Source organism: Streptomyces puniciscabiei, from assembly GCF_006715785.1.
In the GTDB taxonomy this organism is placed as follows: domain Bacteria; phylum Actinomycetota; class Actinomycetes; order Streptomycetales; family Streptomycetaceae; genus Streptomyces; species Streptomyces puniciscabiei.
Genome location: NZ_VFNX01000001.1, coordinates 4,066,612 through 4,090,281, shown reverse-complemented (window position 1 = coordinate 4,090,281; position 23,670 = coordinate 4,066,612). Strand labels below are relative to the sequence as shown.

At 72.0% G+C, this 23,670-nt stretch carries 18 protein-coding genes and 1 other RNA gene; 5 read left to right on the top strand and 14 right to left on the bottom strand.

Annotation, left to right across the window (positions count from 1 at the left end; all coding sequences use genetic code 11):
• Positions 1 to 105 precede the first annotated feature (105 nt).
• Positions 106 to 603 carry a YbaK/EbsC family protein gene (locus FB563_RS18855; protein ID WP_055707736.1) on the top strand — a complete coding sequence of 166 codons (498 nt, stop codon included), beginning with the start codon at positions 106 to 108 and terminating at the stop codon, positions 601 to 603.
• Here the strand turns inward: FB563_RS18855 and FB563_RS18850 are convergent.
• From FB563_RS18850 to FB563_RS18830, 5 genes are all read right to left on the bottom strand, one after another.
• The gene (locus tag FB563_RS18850; RefSeq protein WP_055707737.1) at positions 592 to 1,209 is read right to left on the bottom strand and encodes a LysE family translocator; all 618 of its coding nucleotides are present in this window, start codon (positions 1,207 to 1,209) and stop codon (positions 592 to 594) included. The genes FB563_RS18855 and FB563_RS18850 overlap by 12 nt on opposite strands.
• Before the next feature lie 79 nt (positions 1,210 to 1,288).
• Positions 1,289 to 2,029: a 2OG-Fe dioxygenase family protein gene (locus FB563_RS18845; protein WP_055707738.1), complete on the bottom strand. Its 741-nt coding sequence runs from the start codon at positions 2,027 to 2,029 to the stop codon at positions 1,289 to 1,291.
• 246 nt (positions 2,030 to 2,275) lie between these two features.
• Complete coding sequence (locus FB563_RS18840) at positions 2,276 to 3,445, bottom strand: uroporphyrinogen-III synthase (RefSeq protein WP_055707739.1); 1,170 nt, start codon at positions 3,443 to 3,445, stop codon at positions 2,276 to 2,278.
• Positions 3,446 to 3,533: 88 nt separating this feature from the next.
• A complete protein-coding gene (locus FB563_RS18835) occupies positions 3,534 to 4,913 on the bottom strand; it encodes a nitrate/nitrite transporter (RefSeq protein ID WP_055707740.1) in 1,380 nt (459 codons plus the stop codon).
• A gap of 158 nt (positions 4,914 to 5,071) precedes the next feature.
• Complete coding sequence (locus FB563_RS18830) at positions 5,072 to 6,043, bottom strand: LysR family transcriptional regulator (protein WP_055707741.1); 972 nt, start codon at positions 6,041 to 6,043, stop codon at positions 5,072 to 5,074.
• An 84-nt stretch (positions 6,044 to 6,127) separates the two neighbouring features.
• Here FB563_RS18830 and FB563_RS18825 point away from each other — a divergent pair, with 84 nt between their 5' ends.
• The gene (locus FB563_RS18825; protein WP_234357847.1) at positions 6,128 to 7,351 is read left to right on the top strand and encodes an MFS transporter; all 1,224 of its coding nucleotides are present in this window, start codon (positions 6,128 to 6,130) and stop codon (positions 7,349 to 7,351) included.
• Positions 7,352 to 7,493: 142 nt separating this feature from the next.
• On the opposite strand, the gene ssrA is transcribed toward FB563_RS18825, so the two are convergent.
• The 5 genes from ssrA to ftsE form a co-directional block, all read right to left on the bottom strand.
• Positions 7,494 to 7,862: a transfer-messenger RNA gene (gene ssrA, locus FB563_RS18820) on the bottom strand.
• A 104-nt stretch (positions 7,863 to 7,966) separates the two neighbouring features.
• Positions 7,967 to 8,446, bottom strand: coding sequence for an SsrA-binding protein SmpB (gene smpB / locus FB563_RS18815; RefSeq protein WP_055707743.1), 480 nt, complete (start codon positions 8,444 to 8,446; stop codon positions 7,967 to 7,969).
• A gap of 66 nt (positions 8,447 to 8,512) precedes the next feature.
• Positions 8,513 to 9,697: a S41 family peptidase gene (locus FB563_RS18810; RefSeq protein ID WP_079048907.1), complete on the bottom strand. Its 1,185-nt coding sequence runs from the start codon at positions 9,695 to 9,697 to the stop codon at positions 8,513 to 8,515.
• A 67-nt stretch (positions 9,698 to 9,764) separates the two neighbouring features.
• On the bottom strand, positions 9,765 to 10,682 hold the full coding sequence (ftsX, locus tag FB563_RS18805) for a permease-like cell division protein FtsX (protein WP_055707745.1): 918 nt from the start codon (positions 10,680 to 10,682) through the stop codon (positions 9,765 to 9,767).
• A 34-nt stretch (positions 10,683 to 10,716) separates the two neighbouring features.
• Positions 10,717 to 11,406, bottom strand: a complete 690-nt coding sequence (gene ftsE, locus FB563_RS18800; protein ID WP_055707746.1) for a cell division ATP-binding protein FtsE — start codon at positions 11,404 to 11,406, stop codon at positions 10,717 to 10,719.
• A 236-nt stretch (positions 11,407 to 11,642) separates the two neighbouring features.
• Here ftsE and FB563_RS18795 point away from each other — a divergent pair, with 236 nt between their 5' ends.
• The gene (locus tag FB563_RS18795) at positions 11,643 to 11,834 is read left to right on the top strand and encodes a hypothetical protein (protein WP_023550109.1); all 192 of its coding nucleotides are present in this window, start codon (positions 11,643 to 11,645) and stop codon (positions 11,832 to 11,834) included.
• Positions 11,835 to 11,936: 102 nt separating this feature from the next.
• Here FB563_RS18795 and FB563_RS18790 read toward each other — a convergent pair whose 3' ends face one another.
• From FB563_RS18790 to FB563_RS18775, 4 genes are all read right to left on the bottom strand, one after another.
• On the bottom strand, positions 11,937 to 12,842 hold the full coding sequence (locus FB563_RS18790) for a hypothetical protein (RefSeq protein WP_055707747.1): 906 nt from the start codon (positions 12,840 to 12,842) through the stop codon (positions 11,937 to 11,939).
• 308 nt (positions 12,843 to 13,150) lie between these two features.
• Complete coding sequence (prfB, locus tag FB563_RS18785; RefSeq protein ID WP_142218806.1) at positions 13,151 to 14,257, bottom strand: peptide chain release factor 2; 1,107 nt, start codon at positions 14,255 to 14,257, stop codon at positions 13,151 to 13,153.
• 617 nt (positions 14,258 to 14,874) lie between these two features.
• Positions 14,875 to 16,101, bottom strand: coding sequence for a serine/threonine-protein kinase (locus tag FB563_RS18780; RefSeq protein ID WP_142218805.1), 1,227 nt, complete (start codon positions 16,099 to 16,101; stop codon positions 14,875 to 14,877).
• 144 nt (positions 16,102 to 16,245) lie between these two features.
• Complete coding sequence (locus FB563_RS18775) at positions 16,246 to 17,922, bottom strand: serine/threonine-protein kinase (RefSeq protein ID WP_055707519.1); 1,677 nt, start codon at positions 17,920 to 17,922, stop codon at positions 16,246 to 16,248.
• A 357-nt stretch (positions 17,923 to 18,279) separates the two neighbouring features.
• Between FB563_RS18775 and FB563_RS18770 the strand changes: the two genes are divergently transcribed.
• Entirely contained in the window at positions 18,280 to 22,071 is a 3,792-nt protein-coding gene (locus FB563_RS18770) for an FHA domain-containing protein (RefSeq protein WP_142218804.1), read from the top strand.
• A 195-nt stretch (positions 22,072 to 22,266) separates the two neighbouring features.
• Complete coding sequence (locus tag FB563_RS18765) at positions 22,267 to 23,652, top strand: ABC transporter substrate-binding protein (RefSeq protein WP_055707215.1); 1,386 nt, start codon at positions 22,267 to 22,269, stop codon at positions 23,650 to 23,652.
• The last annotated feature ends 18 nt before the right edge of the window (positions 23,653 to 23,670 follow it).

The window sequence follows — 23,670 nt, the reverse complement described above, 5'->3', positions numbered from 1 at the left end:
GAACCCCTCGTACCGGCTGATCACCTCCCCGTCCGGCGCCACGCTGGGGATAAGGTCAACTCAGGAGATCAACAGCCCAGTTGAACACCGAATCAGGAGGATCCGATGGGTTCGGACGACGCCGACGACACCTACGGCAAGCTGCTCGCCCTGCTCGATGAGCACCAGGCGACGTATCGGGTGATCGAGCACGCCCCGGAGGGCGGTACCGAGGCGGTCAGCCGGCTCCGCGGCCACTCACTCGACCAGGCCGCCAAGTGCATCATCGTCATGGTCAAGATCGGCAAGAAGGAGAAGCGCCACGCGCTGGTGGTCGTGCCGGGGGACAAGCGGGTCGACCTGGGGGCGGTGAAGGCGCTCTACGGCGGCACCTACGCCTCCTTCGCCTCCCCCGACATCGCCGAGGAACTGGCCGGTTCCCCCAGCGGCACCATCCTGCCCCTGTCCTTCGACGAGCGGCTGGAGCTGATCGTCGACCCCGGGCTGCTGGTGCACCCGGAGTTCTACTTCAACGCCGCCCGGCTCGATCGGTCGCTCGCGCTGTCGACGGCCGACTACCGGTCCATCGCCGAGCCCCGCGTGGAGCCGGTGTCACTGGACTGACGGGGTGAGCGCCAGGGCCATGCCGAGGCCGACGAGCACCGTCCCGATCACCTTGTTCAGCACGGACTGCCGCCGCAGCAACCGGGTGCGCAGGCTCTGGTTGGAGAACAGGGTCGCGGCCAGCGCGAACCAGACCAGATGGGCGACGGACATGAACAGGCCGTAACCGATCTGCTGGGCGACCGGGGTATCGGCGCTGACCACCTGGGTGTAGGTGCTGAGTACGAAGAGCATGGTCTTGGGATTGAGCGCGTTCGTCAGGAACCCGGTGCGCAGGGCCCCGGCCTTCGAGAGGCCGCTGCCGTCGGACAGGTCGATGTCCACCTGGGCCTTGGTGATGAACGTCTTGTACCCGATGAACACCAGGTAGGCCGCGCCGATCAGCTTCATCGCGGTGAACAGGGCCGGAGTCCGCGACACCAGCAGGCCCACACCGAGCATGGTGTAGGTGACGTGGACCAGCACCCCGAGGGAAATGCCGACCGCCGCGAGGACCCCCGCGGTGCGTCCGTACAGATAGCTGTTGCGGACGGTCATCGCGAAATCCGCGCCGGGACTGATGACAGCCAGAATGGTGATGACCGCGACGGCGATGATCTGGCCCACTTGCCTTTCCCCGTTTCCTCGCTCGAACGACGTGAGACGTGCGGGGCGCCGACACGCGCCCCCCGCACACATGGTGATGTCAGGCCTTGTGACGGTAGGTGATCACCAGTACGTCACGCGAGGCGGGGGTCTGCGGATCCACCTGCTCGATGGGCGAGACGCCGTGGTAAACCCTTTCGTCGTTGACGAGGGCGACGTCCAGGACGTCGGACAGCGTGAATTTCGCCACCGGCTCCTTCTCCAGGTTGAAAATGGTGCTCTCGCCGCCGATGGCGTTCTTGCGGCCGATCATCGCCATCAGTACGAAGGTGACACCGTCCCGGTGAACGCCCTCGGGGGTGGGCTTGCCGATCTCCTCGCCGTTCACCTCGATACGGAACTGGTGCGCCTCGATGTGCCAGGCCGAGTAGGGAGCGAGGCGGCCGAAGACACCCGCCCCCAGCCGGACCAGGCCGTCCATCGTGTTGCCGCGGAGGATGTCGTCCTCGAACGGCTCGTAGTGCCGGGCGACCCCGCCGTTGAGGGTGTTGTAGTCCAGCGTCTGGTAGTGCGGCTGCCGAGGCTCCACCCGGTAGTCGTCTCCGGCGCGCGGCGCGCTCAGTGTGGCGTGGCGCCGGCGCCGGTAGCGGCCCCCGTCGGCCATGTAGCCGTCGAGCGGCATCCTGTTCCACGATTCGCGGAAGGCGTCCAGATCGTCCAGTGCGTTTTCGGACCGGGCCAGGAGCAGCTCCTTCACCCGGTCACCGGGGATCAGGTCGTAACTGTTCTCCGAGAGGGACTCGCATATTCCCTCAACCCCGGCCACGTACCGCGAAGACATTCTTCCCCCTTCACTTCCATGATCACTTACATTCTTGATCATGCAGTTCAGCAGGAAGCATGTCAACAAGTGTCCACGCGGCCCGGGAGGTGTTGGCGCGGCCGCAATATTCGGTTGAGTATTTTTCGGGAAAAACCCACTCGAAGGTGCGGCTCGATTTTGGCCGGATTATTGTGGCCGATTTTATCCGCCGCCCATTGTGCAGCATTGAACGAGATTCGTTTCTGGCCTGAGGCCGGGGCCCGGCTACGCGTCCGCGTACTTCGCGTCCGCAGCCGGGTCGAGGGCCAGGCGGTAGCCGCGCTTGACCACCGTCTGGATCAGCTTCGGCGCGCCGAGGGCCGTACGAAGCCTCGCCATCGCCGTCTCCACCGCGTGTTCGTCGCGGCCCGCGCCCGGCAGGGCGCGCAGGAGGTCCGCCCGGGGGACCACCCACCCGGGGCGGCGGGACAGGGCCCGGAGCAGGGACATGCCGGCCGGGGGGACCGGCTTGAGGTCGCCGTCCACGAGGACCGCGTGGCCCCGGATCTCCACCCGGTGCCCGGCGATCGGCAACGCGCGGGCACGGGCCGGGAGTTCCTGGCACAGGAGCTGGACCAGGGGGCCCAGGCGGAAGCGTTCCGGCTGGATCGTGTCCACACCGTGGGCCTGGAGGGGGAGCGCCGTCACCGGGCCCACGCAGGCCGGCAGGACGTCGTGCGCCAGGGCCGACAGGAGCTCCTCCAGCAGACCCCGGGTCTCCGCCCGGGAGAGCAGGGACGCGGCAGCGGGCGCGCTCGTGAAGGTCAGCGCGTCCAGGGAGCGGGAGACCGTCGCGTCCAGCAGGCGGTCCAGCGGGGTGACGTCCTCCGGGGGCATCCACCGGTACACCGGGACCGGGACGACCTCCGCCCCGCCGGCCCGCAGGGATTCGACGAAGCCGGGCAGCGGTTCGCCGTGCAGCTGTACGGCGATACGGCGGCCGTCGACGCCCTCCTCCAGCAGGCGGTCCAGGACCTCGGCCAGTGATTCCGAGGAGGGCGACCACTCCTCCGTCAGCCCGGCCGCGCGGATCGCGCCCTTGACCTTGGGGCCCCTGGCCAGGAGCTCGGCGCCGCGCAGCCCGCCGAGCAGCTGCTCGCCCAGGCCCCAGCCGTCGGCGGCCTCTATCCAGCCCCGGAAACCGATCGCCGTGGTGGCCACGACCACGTCGGGCACCTGGTCGATGATCTCCTTCGTCGCGGCGAGGAGCTCGCCGTCGTCGGCCAGCGGCACGATGCGCAGGGCCGGTGCGTGCAGGACGGCGGCACCGCGCCGCTGGAGCAGGGCGCCCAGCTCGTCGGCCCGGCGCGCGGCGGTGACGCCCACGGTGAATCCCGCGAGCGGACCGTGCTCAAGGGCGCCACGGGGCCCGGGGTGCTGCTCTTCGTCGTACATGGAGGCTCTCCTAGCTGGCCGGCGCGCGAATCGAGCCTGTCAACGGCGCGTGACAGGCTCGGTTCGGCTTCATTGCACCGGTGTTACGTCACACTTCCGCGTAGCTGAGCTGCGCCTTCGTCTCCGAAGCCGCAGCTTGCACCGCCTCGCGCGCCGGGCGGCGAAGGTATACGGCCCACGTCACCGCGAAGCAGACCCCGTAGTAGGCGAGGAAGGCGACGAACGCCCCGGTTCCGGAACCGTAGGAGAGGAAGGACTGGCGGAAGGCCAGGTTGATGCCGACCCCGCCGAGCGCGCCGACCGCGCCGATCAGGCCCATGGAGGCGCCGGACAGGCGCCGGCCGTAGAGCACCGCCGCCTCCCCCTCCAGGCCCTTGGCCAGGGCCTTGGTCTGGAAGATGCCCGGGATCATCTTGAACGTCGAGCCGTTGCCGAGTCCGCTGAGCACGAACAGCACCACGAACACGCCGGCGAACAGCGGCAGCGACTTCTGCTGGCTCGCGGCGACCAGGACGGCGGTGGCGGCGGCCATGGCGACGTAGTTCCACAGGGTGATGCGGGCGCCGCCGAAGCGGTCCGCGAGCCGCCCGCCGATGGGCCGGACCAGCGAGCCGAGCAGCGGGCCCATGAAGGTGAGGTACGTCGCCTGCAGCGGGGTCCGGCCGAACTGGTTCGTCAGCACCTGGCCGAAGGCGAAGCTGTAGCCGATGAAGGAGCCGAAGGTGCCGATGTACAGGAACGACATGATCCAGGTGTGGGCGTCCTTCGCGGCGTCCTTGGCCGCGCCGGTGTCGTTCTTCACCGTCGCCAGGTTGTCCATGAAGACGGCGGCGAGCACGGCGGCCACGACGATCAGCGGGATGTAGATGCCCAGCAGGACGCGCGGGCCGCCGCCGGCACCGATGACCGCGAGGGCCACCAGCTGGATCGCCGCCACGCCGATGTTGCCGCCGCCCGCGTTCAGGCCCAGCGCCCAGCCCTTCTTCCTCAGCGGGAAGAAGGCGTTGATGTTGGTCATGGAGGAGGCGAAGTTGCCGCCGCCGATGCCGGCCAGCAGGCCGACGACCAGGAACGTGGTGAAGGACGTGCCCGGCTTCATGACCGCGAAGGCCGCGATCGTCGGGATGAGCAGCAGGCTCGCGGAGATGATCGTCCAGTTGCGGCCGCCGAAGACGGCCACGGCGAAGGTGTAGGGGACGCGCACGACCGCGCCGACGAGGGTGACCATCGAGGTCAGCAGGAACTTGTCGGCGGGCGTGAGGCCGTACTCCGGGCCCATGAACAGCACGAGGACGGACCACAGGGTCCAGATGGAGAAGCCGATGTGCTCCGAGAGGACGGAGAACCACAGGTTCCGATTGGCGATCCGTTCCCCGGTCGCCTTCCAGAATCCCTCGTCCTCCGGGTCCCAGCGCTCGATCCAGCGGCCACTGCGACGGGTTGGGGCTGTTGGGGCTGGGGCTGTCATCACGCCTCCACGGGGGCTACGGCTGCCAGGTCTGCCGTCGACCTGCCATCGACTGACTCAGCCCGAAGGTAGGGAGGGCGCGTTTCCTGTCTGTGGCTGTGGGTGACCGGAAGGGAACGTTGCTCTCACTCTGCCGGGGACCGGTCGGTGAGGCCCGCTCACGGGTGCATGACACCGGCGTCGACGGCGGGAATCCATCCCCCGGCGGGCCGCCGCAGCCACCCCTGCTCCCCCGCGAGCTCCGCCGCCGCCCGGCGCAGCGCGTCCAGCCCGGGATGGACCAGCCCCTTGCGCCACACCAGGGAGACCGGCGACAGCGGGACGGGATCGACGAGCGGCCTGCGCACCGTGCGGGGCAGCGCCGGGAAGTCCACGACGGCCAGCACCGGATGCCGGTTCTTGGCCATGATCCGCACGAACTCCTCGTCCCCGACGGCCAGCGGCAGGGGCGCGGCGAGCCGGATGCCCCGCCCCTCGAAGAGCCGGGTCGCCAGGTCGGTCCACTCCAGGGTGCGCGGGTTCCCGGCACCGGCGTACACGGTCTCGCCGGCCAGCGCGGCCACCGGCACCTCGGCGCGGGCGGCCAGCGGATGGTCCTCGGGCAGGACGACGGCCATCGGCTCGTACCGCACCGGCTGCTGCTCCAGACCGGAGCGCAGCGCCGGGTCCAGGCCGGCGAAACGGCCGAAGGAGGCGTCCAGCCGGCCGGCCAGCAGCTCGGCGGCCGCCCCGGTCAGACCGCTCTCGTAACGGGCCATCAGCTCGCAGTCCGGGGCGAGTTCGCGGGCCCGGTGCAGCACCCGGCGGCCGGTGACCAGGCCCGCGGAGTTGAGGTCCACCAGCAGCGGGCGGGACCGGCCGGGGGCGAAGGCGGCGAGCAGGTCGTCCTGGGCGGCGAGGACCCGCCGGGCGTGCGGCAGCAGCCGTACGCCGTCCGCGGTCAGGGTCACCTGCCGGGTCGTCCGCACGAACAGCTCGGCGCCCAGCTCCCGCTCCAGCCGCCGTACGTCCCGGCTGAGCGCCTGCTGGGCGACGTACAGACGGGCCGCGGCCCGGGTGAAGTGCAGTTCCTCGGCCACGGCGACGAAGGCGCGCAGGAGACGGGGGTCCATGTCGGCGGGGGCGGGCATGACCGTGAACTTACAACGCACGTGCGTGAATCGGCACCGAGAAGGTGTTGGACCCCGTGATCCACTCGGGGCGAGGGTGAATCCATGCCTTCCGTCATGTCCAGGACCACCGGCACCTACCGCCGCCTCTTCTCGCTCCCCGGTGCCCGCGCCTTCACCACCGGCAACCTCCTCGCCCGGCTGCCCATGGGCATGTTCAGCGTGAGCGCCGTCGTGATGATCGCCGGCTCGCGGGGCTCCTACGCCCTGGCCGGTGCCGTCACCGCGACCGGTCTCGCGGCGACCGCGCTGGCCGGGCCCTGGGTCGCCCGCCTCGTGGACCGGCACGGGCAGGCCCGGGTCGCCGTACCGGCCACGCTCGTCTCCGTGCTCGGCAGCCTGGCTCTGCTGTTCTGCGTGCGCTACGGCGCCCCGGACTGGACCCTGTTCGCCGCCTACGCCCTCACCGCGGCCACCCCCAACATCGGCGGCCTGTCCCGCGCCCGCTGGGCCCATCTGCTGCGCGACGAGCCGGGCGCGCTGCACGCCGCGAACTCCTTCGAACAGGCCGCGGACGAGCTGTGCTTCATGCTCGGCCCGGTGCTGGCCTCCTTCCTCACCGGCACGTTCTTCCCGGAGGCGGGCACGCTCACGGGCGCGGGGCTGCTGTTCGCCGGCATGCTCCTGTTCACCGCCCAGCGGAGCACCGAGCCGCCGCCGCGGGCCCGTTCCCAGGCACCCTCGCCGCTGCGCAGCCCGGGCATCCCGCCACTGCTGGCCTGTTTCACCGCCACCGGGGCGGTGTTCGGCTCCATGGAGGTCGTCACGATCGCCTACGCCGACGCGCAGGGTCACCGCACGGCGGCCGGCGCGGTCCTCGCCCTGCAGGCGGCGGGCTCCTGTGCGGCGGGCCTGGTGTACGGGGCGGTACGGCCGGCGGGGGTACGGCTCGGCCACTGCCTGGCGGCGATGGCCGCGCTGATGACCCTGCCCTGGCTGGCCGCGGGCCTCACCGGTTCCCTGTGGGCACTGGCGGGTGCGCTGCTGGTGGCGGGGATGGCGACGGCTCCGACGATGGTCACGGCGATGACCCTGGTACAGCGCCGCACACCGGAGGACCGGCTCAACGAGGGGATGAGCCTGGTGGTGACGGGGCTGCTGACGGGGATCGCGTGCGGCTCGGCGACGGGAGGCTGGGCGGCGGAGCACCTCTCGCCGGCCTCCGCATACCTCGTACCAGCGGCCGGAGCCACGCTGGCGCTGGGGGTGGCTTCGCTCACCCGCGCAGGCGGCACGACCTTGAAGCCGACGGCGCTGCAGCTCCCTTAGGGGCGCGGGGAACTGCGCGAGCAACCCACCACCCGCCCGCACCCGGCAATGGCGACGCACCCCCACGGCGCTGCCCGACGCCAACGGCCCCGCCGCTGAAAGCGACGGGGCCGTTACATGGGGCTGAACCCCCGGAGGGGCCTCGTGGAGATGGCGGGAATCGAACCCGCGTCCAACGGTGCGGAATCAGGGCTTCTCCGTGTGCAGTCCGCTTCGCTTTTCTCGGCCCCGGCGATCACGCGAACAAGTCGCCGACGGGCCCAGTCACTGTTTGGTTTCCCTCTTCACCCCGTGACCGGGATCGAGGTTTAGTTCCCTAGCTGATGCCAGGATCCGGGTCGGGAACAGCCCCGGGCTGACACTTCGCAAGTCGCTACTTAGGCAGCGAGGGCGAAGGAATCGCGCTTGGTGTTGGCGATTATTTTTTTCGGCCTGTGGTTTACGAGATCATGGCCGCTTCCTCGACACGCTTCCCCTGCTTCGACAGCCGCTGTCGAAACCGATCATCCCCATGTTGATTTCTCAAGGTTCACACCGGGCGCTGACGTCCGGTGCTGGTGCCATCGTACGGGAACAACGCAGGCCCGTGCCAGCGTATTCCCACCGGCCGCGCCGCTAGCCCCGCTGCTTGCGCCGGACCGCCGCCATCGCGCGGTCCGCCTCGCGCCGGTCCTGCTTCTCGCGCAGGGTCTGGCGCTTGTCGTACTCCTTCTTGCCCTTGGCGAGCGCGATCTCGATCTTGGCGCGGCCGTCCTTGAAGTACAGGGCGAGGGGCACGATCGTGTGACCCGTCTCCTGGGACTTGGACTCCAGCTTGTCGATCTCCGCCCGGTGCAGCAGCAGCTTGCGCTTGCGGCGGGCGCTGTGGTTGGTCCACGTGCCCTGGCTGTACTCCGGGACGTGCACGTTGTGCAGCCACGCCTCGTGACCGTCCAGCTGCACGAAGCCGTCGACCAGCGAGGCCCGCCCCTGGCGCAGCGACTTCACCTCGGTGCCCATGAGGACCAGACCGGCCTCGTAGGTGTCGAGGATGTGGTAGTCGTGCCGCGCCTTCTTGTTCTGCGCGATCAGCTTGCGCCCTTTTTCCTTAGCCATAGTGCCGACCATTTTGGCACCACACCGGGGGTGCGCGTACAGCCGATTACGGGTGATGACGAGGGGCTACGACGCGTCGCCCAGCCCCGTGAGAACCGTCTCGGCCCGCGTCAGGGCCTGCGAGCCCGCCTCCAGGTCAGGGGTGATGCCCCGGCCGTCGACCGCGTGGCCGGAGGGGGTGCGGTAGTGGCCGACGGTCAGCTCGGCCACCGAGCCGTCGGGCAGGGTCGTCGGCATCTGGATGGACCCCTTGCCGAAGGTGCGCGAGCCGATCACCACCGCGCGGCCGCGGTCCTGCAGGGCCCCGGTGAGCATCTCGGCCGCGCTCATCGTGCCGCCGTCGACCAGGGTGACCAGGGGCCGGGTGGTGTCGCCGCCGGGGTCGGCGTGCAGGGAGCGCTGGGCGCCGTCGACGTCGTACGTGGCGACCAGGCCGCCGTCGAGGAAGGCGGAGGCGGTGTCCACCGCCTCGGTGACCAGGCCGCCCGAGTTGCCGCGCAGGTCGAGCACGATCCCGGCGTCGGCCGGGGCCCGCCGTACCGCGGCGCGTACGGCGGCGCCGGAGCCCTTGGTGAACGCGGCGATCCTGATGACGGTGACCCCGCCGGGCAGCCGGTGCACGGTCACGGCGTCGGTGGACAGGCGGGCCCGGTGCAGTGTCTCGGTCCACGCGCGCGTGCCGCGCTGCAGGCCGAGCGTCACGGCCGTACCGGCGGGCGCGTCCTCGGCGTCTCCGCGCAGTAAGGAGACCACGTCGGTGACCGGACGGCCGTCGACCCGCTCGCCGTCCACGCTGCGCAGCCGGTCGCCCGTGCGGATCCCCGCGGCGGCGGCCGGCGAGCCCGGCTGGACCTTGGTCACCTCGATCCGGCCGTCCCGCTCGCGCCGCGCCCACAGGCCGACGCCGGTGTAGCGGCCCTCGAGGGACTCCTGGAACTCCTGGTACTCGCCCTCGCTGTACACCGCGCCCCAGCGGTCCCCGCTGCGGCTGACGGCCCGCTCGGCGGCCTCCATCGGGGACTTGCCGTCGGCCATCGCCTCGGCGGCGGCCTTCTGCACGTCCTCGTGCCCGGTGGCCGCACCCTTCGGGGAGGAAGCGGCCTTCCGGGCGGACGCCACCGGTGCGGCGGCGTCGGGTTCCGGGAAGGAGCCGGTGGCGGCGCCGGTGACCAGGACGCCGGCGAAGACCAATGTCAGGGCGGCCCCGCGGCGGAAGCGGCGGGGCGGACAGAACAGGTCGTGGCCTGACATGGCGGTGAGTCTAGGACAACGCGAAGGGCCGTACGGGCGGATGCCCGTACGGCCCTCTTGGCATGCGTCACACCTTCAGGTACTTGCGCAGCGCGAAGAACGCCGCAAGTGACGGCATGAGAACGCTGGTTGCGAGGATCAGCGGCAGCTTGGTCAACACCGCGTCCCAGCCGACGAAGTTGATGAGGGTGAGGTGGTGGGCGAGGTCCATGCCGTGGTCGATGGTGAAGTACCGGCCGACCACCAGGGCCACGCAGGCGAGGCCGCCGCCGATGAGCCCGGCCACCGCGGCCTCGGCGATGAACGGTGCCTGGATGTAGAAGCCCGAGGCGCCGACCAGGCGCATGATCCCGGTTTCGCGCCGGCGGCTGAACGCCGAGACGCGCACGGTGTTGATGATCAGCAGCAGCGCGACGATCAGCATCATCGCCATCACGCCGAGCGCCCCGCGGTTCATCAGGTTCAGCAGCGTGAAGAGGTTGTCCAGGATGCCCTTCTGGTCCTGCACGGACTGCACACCGGCGCGCCCGTTGAAGGCGGACGCGATCACCTGGTACTTCTGCGGGTCCTTGAGCTTGATCCGGTACGACTCCTGCATCTGGTCCGGCGTCAGCGAGCTGGCCAGCGGGGAGTTGCCGAACTGCTCCTTGTAGTGCTTGTACGCCTCGTCCTGCGACTCGTACGCCACCTTCTCGACGACCGGCATCTTCTTCAGGTCGGCGAGGATCTGGTTCTTCTGGTCCTCGGTGACCGCGCCCTTGGCGCAGTTGACGTCCGAGTCGGCGTCGTGCTTGTTGCACAGGAAGATCGAGACGTTGACCTTGTCGTACCAATAGCCCTTCATGGTACTCACCTGGTCGCTCATCAGCAGCGAGCCGCCGAAGAGCGCCAGGGACAGGGCGACGGAGACGATGACGGCGAAGGTCATCGTCAGATTGCGGCGGAGACCGACACCGATCTCCGACAGGACGAACTGGGCGCGCATGGCGTCTTGTCGAGCCTTTCCGTCGTGAACTTGCTTAGTGCTGGTAGCCGTAGACGCCGCGGGCCTGGTCGCGGACGAGGCGGCCCTTCTCCAGCTCGATGACGCGCTTGCGCATCTGGTCCACGATGTTCTGATCGTGCGTCGCCATGATGACCGTGGTACCCGTCCGGTTGATGCGGTCGAGCAGCTTCATGATGCCGACGGAGGTCTGCGGGTCGAGGTTGCCGGTGGGTTCGTCGGCGATCAGCAGCTTGGGCCGGTTGACGAAGGCCCGCGCGATGGCCACGCGCTGCTGCTCACCACCGGACAGCTCGCCGGGCATCCGGTCCTCCTTGCCGCCGAGCCCGACGAGGTCGAGCACCTGCGGCACGGACTTGCGGATCTCGCCGCGGGACTTGCCGATGACCTCCTGGGCGAAGGCCACGTTCTCCGCGACGGTCTTGTTCGGCAGGAGCCGGAAGTCCTGGAACACCGTCCCCAGCTGGCGGCGCATCTGCGGCACCTTCCAGTTGGAGAGGCGCGCGAGGTCCTTGCCCAGCACGTGCACCTGGCCGTGGCTGCACCGCTCCTCGCGGAGGATCAGCCGCAGGAAGGTGGACTTTCCGGAGCCGGAGGACCCCACGAGGAACACGAACTCGCCCTTCTCCACCTCGAGGGAGACATCCCTGAGTGCGGGGCGGGTCTGCTTGGGGTAGACCTTGGAGACGTTGTCGAATCGGATCACGGATGCACCACGGGTCGCCGGGGGTAGATGAGCGTGACCATACGCGAACCGGGTGTGCAAGTGCAGTCGCAGGTCGAGGTTGGGTAAGGCTTGTACATTTTTGTACCGGCATCGGTGCCCGCCCGGCTCTCCCGGGCCCCGCGCACGCACTCCGTGAACCTGGCACAGTGGAGGGGGAACGTTCTCGTTCCCGTGGGCGTTGTACGAGTGATGGCCGGTGCGAGGAGGGCGAGCGCATGACGTACGACCGGTTGGTGTGCGCGAACTGCGCGGCGCCCGTGAGCGAGGGCCGGTGCCCGGTGTGCCGTGCCAACCGCGAGCGACTGCAGCAAGAGGGCTTCCTGGGCGGGGTGAACCCGATGGCGCTGATCGCACTGCTGGCGGTGCTGATCGCCGCGGTGGCGCTGCTGGCGCATCAGACGGCCTGAGGCCACCAGGCGTAAGAAAAGCTTCAGAAAAGCCGTGAGGGCCCGGAGCGTTGAGCTCCGGGCCCTCACGTCTGCGTGTCGGCGCGCTGCGTGACCGTACGGTTACGCGGCCGCGCCGCCCCGGCCGCCCGCCAGACGCGGCAGGACGCGGAAGCCGATACCGCCGGCGATCATCGTCGCGGCGCCGATGAGCAGGAACGCGGTCTGGCCGGCACCGGTCTCGGCGAGCTGCTTGCCGTGGCCCTTGTCCTGGGTCTGGGTGTCGGAGCCCGTGTCGGTGAGCTGCGAGGAACCCTGGTCCTGGGTGGCGGGGCCGTTGCCGCCGTTGGGCTTGTCGTTGTTGCCGCCGGTGGTGGAACCGCCGGTGCTGCCGCCTCCCGTGGTGGTGGAGCCGCCGGTGCTGCCGCCACCCGTGGTGGTGGAACCGCCGGTGCTGCCGCCGCCCGTGGTGGTGGAACCGCCGGTGCTGCCGCCGCCGGTGGTGGTGGTGCCGCCCGTGCCGTTGCCGCCACCGGTGCCGTTGTCGCCACCGGTGGTGGTGCCGCCGGTGCCGTTGTCGCCACCGGTGGTGGTGGTGCCGCCCGTGCCGTTGTCGCCGCCGGTCGTGGTGGTGCCGCCGCCGATGACGCCGCCGATGGTGACGTCACCGCCTGTGGTGTCGGTGCCACCGGTGGTGTCGGTACCGCCGGTGGTGTCGGTGCCACCGGTGGTGTCCGTGCCACCCGTCGTGTCGGTACCGCCGGTGGTGTCGGTGCCACCGGTCGTGGTGCCGCCGGTGCCGTCCGTGCCGCCGGTCGTGGTGCAGACGCCGAGGTCGCAGCCGCCGTCACCGCCGTCGGTGCCGCCGTTGTCGCCCTCGCCGTTGGCGTGCACGCCCAGGCTGATCGGGCCCGCCTGGACATCGATGCCCGCGGCGGAGGCCGCGCCGGCTGCGGTCAGTGACGCACCGGCCGCGATCACGGCGCCGGCGGCTATCCGCGCGACCCGGATCCGCGTCTTCTTCGTCATGTGGTTGCTACCCCCAGTAGCTGATCGTCAATGAGGCGGCGCCTGGGGCGTGCCGTGATCGACGGGAGGCAGCCGGTGACGAAGACCGCGTCAACTCATTCCCCCGGTTCACATGCGCCCCAAGGTACGCATGCCGCGCTTAACCCTTCCGATTTTTCAAAGCAACGTCAAGGCCGTTGCGGGCGCAATGTCCTTTCGGGGGCTGTTTGCGGCGAGTTGAAGCCTGTGAGTGTGATGTAAAACCCAGACAAAAGACAACTGCCGCCCCTCGGGCGGCAGTTGTCCTATGGGCTGTCAAGTCGACAAAGTTACTTCTCCTGCTGCTTGCGCCAGCGAATGCCGGCCTCCAGGAACCCGTCGATCTCACCGTTGAACACGGCCTCCGGGTTGCCCACCTCGTGCTCCGTCCGCAGGTCCTTGACCATCTGGTACGGGTGCAGCACGTACGAACGCATCTGGTTGCCCCAGGAGTTGCCGCCGTCGCCCTTGAGGGCGTCCATCTTGGCCTGCTCCTCCTGCCGGCGCCGCTCCAGCAGCTTGGCCTGGAGGACGTTCATGGCGGTGGCCTTGTTCTGGATCTGCGACCGCTCGTTCTGGCAGGAGACGACGATGCCGGTGGGCAGGTGGGTGATGCGGACCGCGGAGTCGGTGGTGTTGACGCCCTGACCGCCCGGGCCCGAGGACCGGTAGACATCGATCCGGAGATCGCTCTCGTCGATCTCGACGTGGTCGGACTGCTCGACCACGGGCAGCACTTCCACGCCCGCGAAGGAGGTCTGGCGCCGGCCCTGGTTGTCGAAGGGCGAGATGCGCACGAGGCGGTGCGTGCCCTGCTCGACGGAGAGGGTGCCGTAGGCGTACGGCGCCTGGACGGCGAAGGTGGTCGACTTGATGCCGGCCTCTTCGGCGTACGACGTCTCGATCAGCTCCGTCTTGTAACCGCGCTGCTCGGCCCAGCGCAGGTACATGCGCTGGAGCTTCTCGGCGAAGTCGGCGGCGTCGACGCCACCGGCCTCGGCGCGGATGTTGACGAGCGCCTCACGGGAGTCGTACTCACCGCTGAGCAGCGTCCGGACCTCCATCTCGTCCAGCGCCTTCCGCACCGCGGCCAGCTCGGACTCGGCCTCGGCACGGGTGTCCGGGTCGTCCTCCTCCTCGGCCATCTCGAAGAGGACGGCGAGATCGTCGATCCGGCCGCGCAGCGCCTCCGCCTTCCTGACCTCGGCCTGGAGGTGGGAGAGCTTGCTGGTGATCTTCTGCGCCTCGTCCGGGTTGTCCCACAGGGACGGCGCGGCCGCCTGCTCCTCGAGCAGGGCGATGTCTGCCCTCATCCTGTCGAGGTCCAGGACGGCCTCGATCGACTCCATGGTCGAGGAGAGGGACTTCAGCTCTTCGGATACATCGACGACTGCCACGCATCCAGCGTAACGGCTCCGCCGAGCACCGAGCCCCGGCCGGGTGTCCCCACCCCTGCCTCCCACCGGTCCCCCCTTGCCGACGGCCCCACACCGCGCGCCCCACACCCACCGAAGACGCTCCGCCCCCAGAAGTCCCCCCGCCCCACACCCACGGCCGCCCCCGCCGGCCGCCCCGGCCGCACCCGCACCCACACCCGCCGACGGCGATCCCGCCCCACCAGCGCGCCCCGAACGTCCGACGCAGGATCCACGCTCCCAGCGCGCCCCGCACGTCCGGCTGGCGCCAGCCGACCGCCCCAGCCGCACCCGCACCCGCACCCGCCGACGGCGATCCTGCCCCACCAGCGCGGCCCGCGCGTCCGGCCGACGACCCCGCACCACCAGCGCGCCCCGCACCCACAGCCGCCCCGGCCGCACCCGCACCCGCACCCGCCGACGGCGGTCCCGGCCCACCAGGGCCACCCGCACCCGGCGACGACGCCCGCACGGGTGGTGCGGGTGGGCAACCCGACCCGGAGGACCCCGACGCACCCGCACCCGGCAACGCGTCCCGAACGACCCGGAGGCACCCCCGCCCGCCCACCGGCCGGCCCACCGGCCGATCAGCTGGTGCGTCAGGGGGATGACGTGCTGTGGGTGCCCGACGGCGCGTCCGAGTCCCCGTCGGCGGACGCCAGCCACGCACCGACGCCCACGACAGCGGCCAGGACCACCCCGGCCACCCCCAGCGTCACCCGGCGCCGCCGCACCGCGGCCCGGTGCCGGGCCGACCCCGGCCGGGGCGCACCGGTGGCCCGGGGAACGCGCGCCGTCCCGTGGGCCCCGCCCGCCAGCTCGTCCGGCCCCGGCACCCTCATCGAGGTGTGCGTGTCGCGGTTGGAGTCCGGTTTGGCCCCGGGGACGAGGGACACCGCACCCCGCCGCCGTACCGGCTCGTCCCCCGGCGGAGCCGGCGGCAGCGACTCATCGGCGGCCTCCTCGGAGAGGTCCGGCTCGTCCACGTCCAGCGGCGGCATCCCGGCCAGCGTCGGCAGCTGCTCCCGCAGCCGCGCCGCCAGCTCGGAGGCGCGCAGCCGGGACGCGGGCGCCTTGGCCAGGCACTGCACGATCAGCTGCCACAGCTCCTCCGGGATACCGGGGAGGGGGACGACCGTCTCGGTGACGTGCCGGCGCAGGACCGCGCCCGGGTGGCCCCCGCCGAAGGGGGTGAAGCCCGCCAGCAGCTCGTACAGGACCGTCGCCAGGGCGTAGATGTCCACGGACGCGCGCGGCGGCAGGCCCTCGACGATCTCCGGGGCCAGATAGTCCGGCGTACCGATGATCTTCGTGGCCCGCGTCCGCTTGGGCGAGTCGATCAGCTTGGCGACGCCGAAGTCCGTCAGCAGCGCCGGATGCGCGCCGCCCGGCCCGAGCGGGCCCTGCATGTCGAGGAGCACGTTCTCCGGCTTGACGTCCCGGTGGACGACTCCGGCCGCGTGGGCCGCCGCCAGCGCGTCGGCGACGTCGGCGACGATCGCCACGGCCGCCTCGGGGGCCAGCCGCCGCTCGCGCTCCAGCCGGGTACGCAGGTCGGTGCCGCGCACGAGGTCCATGACCAGGGCCAGGTCGTTGCCGTCGACCACCAGGTCGCGCACGGTGACGATGTGCGGGTGCTCCAGGCCGAGCAGCGCGGTGCGCTCCTGGACGAAGCGTCCGACGAGCTCCTGGTCGGAGGCGAGGTCCTCGCGCAGCAGCTTGACGGCGACGGGACCCTCCGGCCCCTCGCCCAGCCACACCGTGCCGGCGCTGCCCCGCCCCAGGATCTGGTTCGCGGTGTACCGGCTGCCGATCTTCCGTGCCAAGACTGCTCCTACAGACGCGCGTTGTCGCGTGGTGTCGTTAAAACTACGCGTCCGGGGAGCCAACCTTCACCGCGGAGACGGAAATCACCCGCCAGATGTCGACAAATCCGCAAACTCGCGATCAGTTACCGCGAGTACACCGGGTCAGTTGCCGCCGCCCGAGGAGCCGCCCAGGTCCTTGACCCACTTGCTCACCTGACCGGCCCAGTGGCTCACCTCGTGCCAGTAGCTCCGGCCCTGGCCGATCCAGGTGTGCAGCGGGGTCAGCTCATAGATCAGCCAGCTCGCCACGACCAGGATGACGATCGTGAACAGGCAGCCCTTCAGACAGCCGAGTCCCGGGATCTTCATCGGATTGGCGCTGCGCCGGCGGGGCGCCCGGGGCTCACGGGCGGGCCGCTGCGGCTCCGGCGCGGGCGGCGCGTACCGCTGCGGCGCCTGCGGCGGGGCGTACTGCTGGGGCTGCTGCGGCGCGTAGCCGTAGCCCTGCTGGTACCCCTGCTGCCGGCCGCGCGGCTGCGGCTGCTGCGGGCGGGCCTGCGGGGCCTGCCGCGGCTGCTGCTGCGGACGGGCCACCTGCCGCTGGGGCCGGTGGCGCAGCGGGTCGTCCTCCGGGGACAGGTACTGGATCTGCGTCTGCTCGTTGCGGTCGCGGGCCGCGCGCAGCTGGGTCTGCCAGGGGTGCGGCTGCTCGGGCTGCTGCCCCTGCGGGCCGGTGTTCGGCAGCACCGCCGTCGGGTCGGCCGCGCCCGTGTTCGGCAGTACGGCGGTGGGGTCGGCGGCGCCGACGGGTCCGCCGGTGTGCGGCAGCACGCTGGTCGCGGCGTTCGGGTCGTAGGACCCCGCCGAGCCCTGGGGCAGCACCTGGGTGGGGTCGGCGGCGCCGGGCACGCCCGGGACGGCGGTCGGGGCCGGGTCGGGGGCCAGCAGCGCGCCCACCCCCTCGGCGGCGGCGATCTGCGCGGCGTTCGCGTGCACGCCGATGCCCTCGGCGACGACCCTGAGGCCGCGCGCGAGGTTCTCGGCGCTGGGCCGGTCGTCGGGGTTCTTGCGCAGGCAGCGCTCTATGACCGTCCACAGCGGGTCCGGGACGGTGGAGGGGCGGCGCGGCTCGGCGCTCAGGTGCTGGTGCAGCACTTCGAGAGCGGTGCTGCCGGCGAACGGCGGGCGGCCGGTGACCAGCTCGTACAGCAGGATGCCGGCGCCGTAGATGTCCACGGCGGAGGTCTGCGGGCGGCCCTCGGCGGACTCCGGTGCCACGTACGCGGGCGTGCCGACGAACTCCTGGGTGCGGGTCAGGCCCGGGGAGTCCGCGAGGCGGGCGATGCCGAAGTCGGTCAGCATCGGGTGCATCTGGCCCTCGTGCTGCCGGAGCAGCACGTTGGCGGGCTTCAGGTCGCGGTGGACGACGCCGTCGGCGTGGCTCGCGGCGAGCGCGTCGGCGATCTGCGCGGTCATCAGCGCGGCGGCGACCGGGGTCAGGGGCCCGTTCTCGCGCAGGTAGCGGTGCAGGTCGGGGCCGTCGACGAGGTCCATGACCAGCGCCAGCAGATCGCCCTCGACGACCAGGTCGCGGACCCGGACGATGTTCGGGTGGGTGAGGCGCAGCAGCACGGACCGCTCGCGCAGGAAGCGCATCACGATGTCCGGGTCGCTCGCCAGCTCCTCCTTGAGGACCTTGATCGCGACCGTCTCGCCGGGCTGCCCGGGTACGGCCGCCTCGGCGCCCGCGGTCTCGCGCTGGCGGGCACGCCAGACGGTGCCTGTGGCGCCGCGTCCGAGCGGCTCCTCAAGCAGGTACTTGCTGCCGACTGGCCGCACGTCACGCGCTCCCTGCTGCTTGCTGGTGCTTGCTTCGCTGCATTCCGGTTGTCGTTCCGGTTGTTCCGACCCACTGTAGTGCCGCCCCTGTGGGCACCACGTGTCGACGGAAAGACGCGCGTCCCGGTCTCCTGGTTGCCGGAGCCGGACGTGACCGATCTCAAGTGATCGCCGGTGCGGCACTGGTCAGGCACTTTTGGGGGCAGAGCCGACCAATCAAGATCACTTCTCTCCGGGTTCCGGGCGCGTTGTCGGTGGCAGGTGCGAGGATGCCTTCCAGTACTGGCCGACGTGCTCGTGTGGGGTGGGGGGAAGTCCGTCCCGCGCAGACCCGCGCAGAAGGGACCGCTGACGCCGATGCAGATCCGGCTGACCGTCGTAGACCCGCTGGGCCCGTCCCCGCAGCGGGGCCGTGCCGCGAGCCGCGACGTGCTGGTCACGGCGCCCACGGGCACGGACCTGGCCGCGGTCGCGTCGGCACTGGCCGGGGCGGTCACCGGGGAGGGCCGCGACACCGCCGGCTCCTCCGTCGTGCTCTACGCCGGCACCGAGCGGCTGGATCCACGCCGCTGCACCCTCGGCGAGCCCCCGCTGGTCGACGGCGCCGTGCTGTCCCTGGGCGCGCCCGCGGCCCCCGAGCCGCATCCCGAGCTCGACGACGCCCCCACCCAGCTGCATGTCGTCGCGGGTCCGGACGCGGGCGGGGTCCATCTGCTGCACGGCGGCCGGATCACCGTGGGCCGCTCGGCCGACGCGGACGTGCCGCTGGACGACCCCGACGTGTCCCGGCTGCACTGCGCGGTCACCGTCGCGGCGGACGGCCAGGTGTCCGTCGCCGACCTCGGCTCCACGAACGGCACGGCGCTGGACGGGGCGCGGGTGGGCGAGCGCCCGGTGCGGGTCCCTGCCGGGGGCTTGCTGCGGATCGGGGAGTCGGCGCTTCGGGTTGCTCCGTCCGGGGGGCCGGGGGCGCCGACCGTCCCCGACGGTGAGGGGTGCCTCCGGGTCGTTCGGGACGCGTTGCCGGGTGCGGGTGCGTCGGGGGCCTCGGGGTTCGGTTTCCCACCGGCACCACCCGTGCGGGCATCGTCGTCGGGTGCGGGTGGCCCTGGTGGGGCGGGATCGCCGGCGGCGGGTGCGGGTTCCGCCGTGGGCGGGCGGGGGGCATCGGCGGGTGCGGGGCGCGCCGGGGGCCCGGGATCGCCGGCTGCGGGTGCGCGCTGGACTCCTGGCGATGAAGTGCCTTCGGTGGATGCAGGTGCTGGTGGGGCTAGGGATGGAGTGCCCTCCGCGGCCCGTGGGGGCGGGTCGGCGTCCGGGCGTGGGGGGCGGAGTGCCTCCGAGGCGGGGCAGCACAGTTACGGGTCCGGTGGCTGGGGGACCTCCGGCAGTGGGGGGCAGGAGCATCGGCGGGGGGAGCCGGCGGTGGTGCCGGGGCAGGGCGGGGCGCCCCGGATCGAGAGCGCATCCGGTGCGGCCTTCAGCGGGGACACGCACGCGGGGCTCCGCGGCATCGACGCGCCGCAGGGCGCACGGCGGCGCGGGCTCGGTGCCTGGGCGCGCCGGCTGGCTGGTGGGCGTGGCGAACAGTCCGCCGGTCCCGAGGCGTACGACGGCACCGACGCCCATGCCGGCGCCGGCCCGGCCGTCTCCGCGTCGCAGCAGCAGGAGACCTGGCCGGATCCCGCCGCACTGCTGCTGACCGCGCTCGGCCCGGGGCCCCGGCTGTGGGAGCGGGGGCCCGGTCATCCGGAAACGCTGACCGTGCGGCTCGGCACGGCGGACCGGAGCGCGCCGGACGGCTCCGGTGTGCTTCCCGCGGTGCCCGTGACGGCGGCGCTGCGCGAGGCGGGCGCGCTGGGCCTGGCCGGGCCGCGGCCCCGGCTGTCGGGGCTGGCCCGTGCGGCGCTGGCCCAGCTGGCCGCGTTGCACTCGCCCGACCTGCTGGAGATCGTGCTGATCAGTGCCGACCGCTCCCGCCCGGTGGAGGAGCGCACGGCCGAGTGGTCCTGGCTGGGCTGGCTCCCGCATGTCAGGCCGGGCCACGGCCAGGACTGCCGGCTGCTGCTGGCCTACGACCGCGAGCAGGCGGCGGCCCGCGCGGAGGAGCTCCTGCGCCGGCTCGACGACCACGCGGCGACCGGCAGAACGGCAGCCCACCCCGCCCGGGTCCCGGCACCCGGTACCGCACACGGCGAGCCGACCGGCACAGCGACGCCCGGCGCCCGCCCGGGCACCGCTGGGACGCCGCGCAGGGGCGCACCGGCCCAGAGCCCGTCCGAGGCGTTCGGTGCCTCCGCGCACGGCACCGGCTCGGGTGCTGCCGCCCAGCCTTCCCCGTCGGGCACACCGGCCCAGGGCACCCCGACCGAGGCGTTCGGCGCTCCCGCGCAGCGCCCGGACGTCACCGCCCAGGGGAGCTTTTCCGGCCACCCCGGCACCGGCTCCGCCGTCCACGGCCAGGCCACCGGCCCCCATGGCGCCACCGCGGGGACCACCGGCACCCCCGCTCGAACCGGCTCCCCCGCCCCCGGACAAACCCCCACCGCCCCCACCCGCCGCCCCTCCTGGGCCAAGGAGGAGGGCGAGGTCGGCGGGGGCAGCGGGTTCCCCGGGCCCTGCACCGTCGTCGTCGTGGACGGCGATCCCGGCGGCGGCGCCCTGCGGGATGCCCTGGCGCGGCTTGCCGTGGCCGGGCCGCGGGTGGGGATCCATGTGCTCTGCCTCGCCGAGACGGAACCCGCCTCGCCCGCCTCCCCCGTGACGCGGACGTACGAGGCCGCGTGCGCGGTGCTGCCGACGTTCCGGCACTGCGGTGCCGTCGCGCTGCTCAGCGGGGATGTCGCGACGGCGCTGCGGCTGCTGCGGGTGGCGCCGGGCGGGCCCGTCGGACCGGGGACGCTCGCCGCCGTGGACGCCGTGTCCCTCGCCTGGGCGGAGCGGTTCGCCCGGGCGCTGGCGCCGCTGCGGCCGGACGGCCCGGTCGGCGAGCGGGACACGCGCGTGGCGGCACCGTTGCCGCAGTCGGCGCGGCTGCTGGACGAGCTGGGGCTGGCCCGGGCCACCCCGGCGTCGCTGATGGCTCGCTGGGCCGACGCGGCCGACGACACCCAGGCGCTGGGCGGCCGGGCCCGGGCGGTGCTCGGTGCCGGGCCGCGCGGGCCGCTCACCGCCGATCTCGTGGCCGACGGACCGCATCTGCTGATCGAGGGGCCCGCCGGCAGCGGCCGTACGGAGCTGCTGCGGGCCGTGGTGGCCTCGCTGGCCGCCGCCGAGCGGCCGGACCGGCTGGGGGTCGTCCTGATGGACGGGCGGGACGGCGTCGGGACGGGCGCGGGGCACGGCGAGGGCCTGCGGGTGTGCACCGACATACCGCATGTCACCACCCATCTGATCGCCAACGACCCCGTGCGCATGCGGGAGTTCGCCCAGTCGCTGGCCGCCGAGCTGAAGCGGCGGGCGGAGTTGCTGGGCCGGACCGACTTCGCGCAGTGGCACGCGGGGCGTGAGGTGTCGGGCCGGATCGTCGCCCAGCGCACGCCCGGCACCGCGAGCGGGGACATAGAGGCGCCGCCCAGCTCCACCCTGCGGCTGCGGCCGGGGGCGGCCGCACGGCAGCAGGCCGAGGCCGCGCCGCCGCTGCCCCGGCTCGTGGTCGTCGTCGACGATCTGGACGCGCTGGTATCGCCCCCGCTCGGCTCGCCGGGCCGGCCCGCCGCCGGTTCGGTGATGCGCGCGCTGGAGGCGGTGGCCCGGGAGGGCGAGCGACTCGGGGTGCACCTGGTGGCGGCGGCCGGGACCGGCGGTCGTACGGCGGAGACCGAGCCCGCGCGCCGGGCGGCCCTGCGGGTCGTGCTGGACGCTCCCCGGCAGGGGCCGGACGAACCGGCGCCGGGCCGTGGCCGGCTGGCGTACGCCGACGGGCGGGTCGTCGGTTTCCAGGCCGGCCGGGTGACGGGCCGGATCCCGCGCACCGCGACCCAGCGGCCCACGGTGGTCCCGCTGGACTGGCAGCGCATGGGCGACCCCCCGGCCCGCCGGCCCGTGCGGGAGCTGGGCAACGGCCCCACCGACCTGGCCCTGCTGGCGAGCGCGGTGGACCGGGCGGCCCGGGAGGTGTCGGCGGCTCAGGTGCCGTCCCTGCTGTAGCCGACAGCCCCCCTGTCACCGAAGCTGTAACCGGAGAACGACGCATACACCCCCGGTCACGAGCCGGTCACGATGCGCCGCTTGACACCGCAGGCGCTCTTGCCGCCTCCGAGCGGCCCGGCGTAGACCGGACCGCACGGGACAGTCTTCTTGACGTTCAACGACGTTCAACGGAGAACGACGAACGGGGAAGTGATGCGCAGCAGAAGCAGCAGCACCATCCGGACACACAGGACCGTCACCACACTCGCCGCGCTCCTCACGGGAGCCCTCGCCCTCAGCGCCTGCTCCAGCAGCGGCAAGGACACCAAGGACGGTGGCACGAGCGGCGGCCCCTCGCAGAGCACCTCCACCGTCGGCCTGCCCAAGCTGAACGGCGCGCACCTGGAGATCGCCGCCGTCTGGACCGGTCAGGAGCAGAAGAACTTCAAGCAGGTGCTGGCCGAGTTCGAGCGGCGCACCGGTGCGCAGGTCACCTTCGTGCCCGCCCAGGACCCGATCATCAACTTCGTCGGTTCCAAGATCGCGGGCGGCCAGCCGCCGGACGTGGCCATGCTGCCGCAGCCCGGCGCCATCAAGCAGGCCGTGCAGCGGGGCTGGGCCAAGCCGCTCGGCCCGGACGCCCTGAAGGAGCTGCAGAAGAACTACTCCCAGGGCTGGCAGGACATCGGCAAGGTGGGCGGCAAGCAGTACGGCGTCTACTACAAGGCCGCCAACAAGTCGCTGATCTGGTACAACGCCAAGGTGTTCGAGGGTGCGAACAGCAAGGAGCCGAAGACCTGGCAGGAGCTGCTGAAGACGGCACAGAACGTGTACGACTCCGGTGTCACCCCGTTCTCGGTCGGCGGCGCGGACGGCTGGACGCTGACGGACTGGTTCGAGAACGTCTATCTGTCCCAGGCGGGCCCGCAGAAGTACGACCAGCTCGCCCAGCACAGGATCAAGTGGACGGATCCCTCGGTCCGGCAGGCACTGACGACCCTCGCGCAGCTCTGGGGCAAGAAGGACTATCTCGCGGGCGGCCAGGACGGCGCGCTGCAGACGGAGTTCCCGGCCTCGGTCACCCAGACCTTCACCGGCGGCGACCAGCCGAAGGCCGCGATGGTCTACGAGGGCGACTTCGCGCAGGTCAACATCGGTGAGACCAAGGCGAAGGTGGGCACGGACGCGAAGGTGTTCCCGTTCCCGGCGGTCGGCTCGAGCGCGCCGGTGGTCTCCGGCGGTGACGCGGCGGTGATCCTGAAGGACTCCAAGGCGGCCCAGGCCCTGGTCACCTTCCTCGCCTCCCCGGACGCGGCGACGATCCAGGCGAAGCTCGGCGGCTATCTCTCGCCGAACAAGAACGTGCCGCTCTCGGCGTACCCGAACGCGGTGCAGCAGAAGATCGCCAAGGCACTGATCGCGTCCGGCGACGACTTCCGCTTCGACATGTCCGACCAGGCCCCGCAGGCCTTCGGCGGCACCCCCGGCAAGGGTGAGTGGAAGGACCTGCAGGACTTCCTGAAGAACCCGGCGGACGTGACGGGCACCCAGACGAAGCTGGAGAAGGACGCGGCGGCCGCGTACGGAAACGGGAGCTGATCCGGCGATGACGTCGGC

Bases quoted from the DNA above. Each gene is read 5' to 3' on its own strand.
- FB563_RS18810 (WP_079048907.1), bottom strand. From the start codon at position 9,697: ATGTCAGGCCACGACCTGTTCTGTCCGCCCCGCCGCTTCCGCCGCGGG.
- FB563_RS18795 (WP_023550109.1), top strand. From the start codon at position 11,643: ATGACGTACGACCGGTTGGTGTGCGCGAACTGCGCGGCGCCCGTGAGC.
- FB563_RS18840 (WP_055707739.1), bottom strand. From the start codon at position 3,445: ATGTACGACGAAGAGCAGCACCCCGGGCCCCGTGGCGCCCTTGAGCAC.
- FB563_RS18825 (WP_234357847.1), top strand. From the start codon at position 6,128: ATGCCTTCCGTCATGTCCAGGACCACCGGCACCTACCGCCGCCTCTTC.
- smpB (WP_055707743.1), bottom strand. From the start codon at position 8,446: ATGGCTAAGGAAAAAGGGCGCAAGCTGATCGCGCAGAACAAGAAGGCG.
- FB563_RS18765 (WP_055707215.1), top strand. From the start codon at position 22,267: ATGCGCAGCAGAAGCAGCAGCACCATCCGGACACACAGGACCGTCACC.
- FB563_RS18830 (WP_055707741.1), bottom strand. From the start codon at position 6,043: ATGCCCGCCCCCGCCGACATGGACCCCCGTCTCCTGCGCGCCTTCGTC.
- FB563_RS18770 (WP_142218804.1), top strand. From the start codon at position 18,280: ATGCAGATCCGGCTGACCGTCGTAGACCCGCTGGGCCCGTCCCCGCAG.
- FB563_RS18845 (WP_055707738.1), bottom strand. From the start codon at position 2,029: ATGTCTTCGCGGTACGTGGCCGGGGTTGAGGGAATATGCGAGTCCCTC.
- ftsX (WP_055707745.1), bottom strand. From the start codon at position 10,682: ATGCGCGCCCAGTTCGTCCTGTCGGAGATCGGTGTCGGTCTCCGCCGC.
- FB563_RS18855 (WP_055707736.1), top strand. From the start codon at position 106: ATGGGTTCGGACGACGCCGACGACACCTACGGCAAGCTGCTCGCCCTG.
- FB563_RS18790 (WP_055707747.1), bottom strand. From the start codon at position 12,842: ATGACGAAGAAGACGCGGATCCGGGTCGCGCGGATAGCCGCCGGCGCC.
- FB563_RS18835 (WP_055707740.1), bottom strand. From the start codon at position 4,913: ATGACAGCCCCAGCCCCAACAGCCCCAACCCGTCGCAGTGGCCGCTGG.